The organism is Pseudomonadota bacterium (assembly GCA_010028905.1).
Lineage (GTDB): Bacteria > Vulcanimicrobiota > Xenobia > RGZZ01 > RGZZ01 > RGZZ01.
The window spans coordinates 1-3,702 of the sequence record RGZZ01000486.1 but is presented as its reverse complement, the minus strand read 5'-3'; the positions used below and the strand labels follow the sequence as shown (position 1 = coordinate 3,702).

At 64.8% G+C, this 3,702-nt stretch carries 4 protein-coding genes; 1 reads left to right on the top strand and 3 read right to left on the bottom strand.

Annotated features, from left to right (window positions below):
• Nucleotides 1–423, top strand: a 423-nt coding sequence (locus EB084_21640) for a hypothetical protein (GenBank protein NDD30868.1), incomplete at its 5' end; no start/stop codon positions are given.
• A 49-nt stretch (nucleotides 424–472) separates the two neighbouring features.
• Here EB084_21640 and EB084_21635 read toward each other — a convergent pair.
• From EB084_21635 to EB084_21625, 3 genes are all read right to left on the bottom strand, one after another.
• Entirely contained in the window at nucleotides 473–988 is a 516-nt protein-coding gene (locus EB084_21635; GenBank protein ID NDD30867.1) for a hypothetical protein, read from the bottom strand.
• Between the two features lie 45 nt (nucleotides 989–1,033).
• A complete protein-coding gene (locus EB084_21630; GenBank protein ID NDD30866.1) occupies nucleotides 1,034–2,302 on the bottom strand; it encodes an MFS transporter in 1,269 nt (422 codons plus the stop codon).
• A 131-nt stretch (nucleotides 2,303–2,433) separates the two neighbouring features.
• Entirely contained in the window at nucleotides 2,434–3,354 is a 921-nt protein-coding gene (locus EB084_21625) for a hypothetical protein (GenBank protein NDD30865.1), read from the bottom strand.
• Between the last annotated feature and the right edge of the window lie 348 nt (nucleotides 3,355–3,702).

Here is a 3,702-nt window from a genome sequence, read left to right as displayed (position 1 = left end):
GCCTACTGCGCCTGGGCTGGCCTTCGGCTGCCCACCGAGGTCGAGTGGGAGGTGGCGGCGCGTGGCAGCAAACGGCTCACCTTCCCGTGGGGAGAGACCTGGTCATCGTCGGCCTGCCGCAACAGCCTTCAAGGCGCGGTGATGGGGCCGACGTCGGTGGGCAGCTTTCCGAACGATGTATCGCCGTTCGGCTGCCTCGACATGGCGGGCAACGTCAGCGAGTGGACCCACTCGAAATACATCGACTACCCGTACGATCCGTGGGATGGGCGCGAGGTCTCGACCGGCGCAGACAGCCGCGTATGGCGCGGTGGCGCGTGGGACGACAAGGAGAGAGCGCGTTTTCGCAGCGCTTTTCGAAACAGCGACGCGCCAAGGTTCAGCGGCTGCGACCTGGGCTTTCGCTGCGCGAAATCGCTCTGACCAACGCGAGCGCTGCGGCGAAGGGCGGAGCTCTTCCCTTTCAGAAGACTCAGCGCGCTCCTGTCAGGAGCACCTCTCGCTTGCTCGTGTTGTTGCTGGCGCTGGCGTCGGTATAGGGCTGACCATCCTCGCGACCGATGAGCCCCGCGGCGAAGACGTGCACGTCATCGCGCCGCACCTCGCCGATGCAATCGGTGAACTGCTTGCCCGGCGAGAGCGCGGGCACCTCAACGGTGTAGATCACGGGCTGAAATCCCGGCGTGTTGCGCTCTGGTTCGCCCACAACGAACCACGCAACGCGACAAGGCAGAGATGGCTGACTTCCGCAACTGCGCACCACGACCCAGGCAGACGGGCCCGCCTCTTTCGCGATCTCGCGCCCGTTCAGCGTCTTGCCGTGGGCATCGCGCACCTCTATCGAGAGCGACAGGTCAGCCCCCTGCACCGCCGCCTTCTTCACCCCCGTGAGGAGCGGCGTGGCATCAGCGACAGCGAGGCCTCCAGCACAGGCCAGCACGATCATGAGTGACCCGAGAATCGCATTCTTCACATCATTCCTGCGCATCGCAAACCTCTTTCGATTGCATTGATCGCCCTCCAGTGCAAAGACTCAGCGCGCCCCGCGCACGTGCTTGAGCAGCCACGCGCCCAGCGCCAGAAAGGCGGCGGCCAGAACGAACACGACCGCGTATCCATCACGCGCATAGTGGCCTGACGCAGTCTGGCCGAAGCGGGCCAGCAGCGTTCCGGCAAGAACGGGGGCAACGGTCTGGGGCAGAACCATGGCGATGTTCCACACCCCCAGATAGCGTCCCGCGTTCTCCTGGTCGGGAAGAACGTCGCATGCCAGGGCCCAGTCGACGCTGTAGTAGGCCCCGTACCCCAGGCCGAAGAGCAGGCCGACGGTGAGGGTGAAGGTCATCGAGTGGCTGAGCAGCAGCAGCAGAATGGCGACAGCGAGAGCCGCGTTCGACACGTACACCACGATCTTTCGGCCCAGGCGGTCGCTGAACAGCCCCGCAAGCCATCCGGTGAAGGTGGCGCTGACCAGCATCACCGCCATCATCGCCCCTGTGGCGGTTTCCGGCGAAGAGGCCCCCACCACGTCGCGCATGTAGTACAGCAGGTACGGCTGCACCATCCAGATGCCGCAGATGACGAAGAAGCGCGTGCCCCAGACCCAGGCAAAGTCCGGGAACTGCCGTGGATCGACCCACATGTCGATCAGCAAGCGCCCCCACTGCAGACGTTCCGGCGGCGGCGCGATGGGCTGCTCGCGCACCGCGACAAGAGTCTGCAGCATCAGCGCGATCAACGTGAGTGCCACCAGCGCGTAGCACGCGCCATCGCGGCCACCGGCCATGAGCAGGCCCCCCCCCAGGGCACCGCCCACCATGCCCAGCTGGGTCATGGCGGCCATGTAGCCGCTTGCCTCTCCGCGCTGACCGGCCGCCACCATGTCGGGGATGATGCCGGCATAGGCGCCGGTCGCGATGTTGTTACCGAGCTGCACCACGAGAAAACCCGCAACGTACAGGGCAAGACTTGCAGACTCACTTGCCACGAACATGAGCGCCAGCCCCACCACATTGATGACCGTGCCCGCCGCGATGAAGGGTCGACGCCTTCCCCATCGAGACGCGCAGCGATCGCTGAGGGCGCCGGCGATGGGCGTCACCACGAGCGCCACCACCGCACCCAGGCCGAGCACGAGCGACAGCGTCTGGGCCTGGCGCTCCGGCTGCATCTTCGACACCTGGGCGGGCACCACGATGGTGAGCAGCGCGCCCCAGTGCAGATTGATGGCGAGCCAGTACGCGCTCAGGCCCAGAAGTCGAAGGGGAGACAGCCGTGGCTCAGAGGGAGACGGTGCGTTCATCGAGCCATGATTGTCTTCGCCCTGACGTGGTACCTCTCAGGTCTCTCGCCTCGCTGCCCGCTCAGGCCATCGACGCCCCCTACGCACCCTCGCGCCCGCGTGAGGTCGACAGGTCGCTGTCGACCTCGAGCTCAAGCAGCTGTGGCGCGGTACTCCCACCCGAGAAACACGGGAGCGGCGATGCGAAAGCGCTCCGGATAACGCCGCTGCAGCCTGTTCATCTCGGAGCGACTGCTCTGTGCCGTCATGAAGGCCTTCCAGAACTCAGCAAAATCCTCGGTGGGACTGGTGTTGCCGTAGCGGCTCACAGACCGCTTGTCATTAGAGATGGCGTCTGACCAGCCCTCCGGAACCCACTGCTCATCGTAGGGATCGATCTCGTGGCCCAGGCGTTGCTCCTCGGCGATCTCATCTGCACTGGCCTGCCTGTCCTCTGTGGCGTCGCCGATCACGTGCCCCATCTCGTGATCGAAGTTCTTCTTGTTGAGATGCTTCGTGCCCTCATAGAACACGATCATGTTGTTGCCGCCCGCGGCCTTGGCCTTGAACGACTTCGGATCGGCTGGGTTGTAGCTCGGATCAGCCCCTGCATTGAACTGCATCAGGTGGAGGTCGCCCCGAAGGGCTTCCGGGTACTGGCTCCAATAGTTCACCGCGCCAGCAATGGCGGTGCGGGCATCGACCCCACCCTCAACCCGCACTGAGACCTCCTGTCCATTCACCGCGAACGTGTAGGCCTCGAACCCATCGCCGCCGCTCTGCGGCCCGTTGACCGTGAGATCGAATCGAGTGCCGCTGGCGTTGGTGAAGGAGACCGGCTGACCTGTGGCAATCGCTGTCTGAACCGCCGTCCGGCGCCGATTGTCACCGGAAGACGCCGGCGCCGCTTGCGTCGCGGCGACCTCGCCGAACCGAGGGAGCCCGGCTTCCTGTTCCTGGGCGTCGTAGAAGGCTGACGCATCAGTGTGGCTGTGGGCCTGGGCGTCCTGGTGCAGGGCGTCGAGCGCCTCCTCAGAGAGATGGACGCCGTCATCATGCGCAACCGACGCCACACGTTCTGTCTCATGCATCGGTTGGGTGGCTTGCACATCGACCCGACGCAGCGCCTCACCTCGCTGGCGAACGGGGAGTGCGGTCTCACGACTCGACCTCTCCCACAACCCTGAAATGCGATCAGCAGTGCTCGTCTCGCGCATCAACCCGGCCCTCTCTCGCTGTGAGCGCAACGCTGCGCTCGCTCTCACCCGTGCCTCCATCATCACACGACGAGACGTTGCCATTCCAGTGCGCTTCCTTTAACGAAGCGTTAACGATTGGACACCAGAAGCCCCGTTCGTGACAGAGCACTCCCTCGCAACAGCGCGTACAAAGACAAGAAAGCGGAATGAGCGCGCTCATTC

Coding starts and splice junctions, on each gene's coding strand:
- EB084_21635 (NDD30867.1), bottom strand. CDS start 988: ATGCGCAGGAATGATGTGAAGAATGCGATTCTCGGGTCACTCATGATC.
- EB084_21630 (NDD30866.1), bottom strand. CDS start 2,302: ATGAACGCACCGTCTCCCTCTGAGCCACGGCTGTCTCCCCTTCGACTT.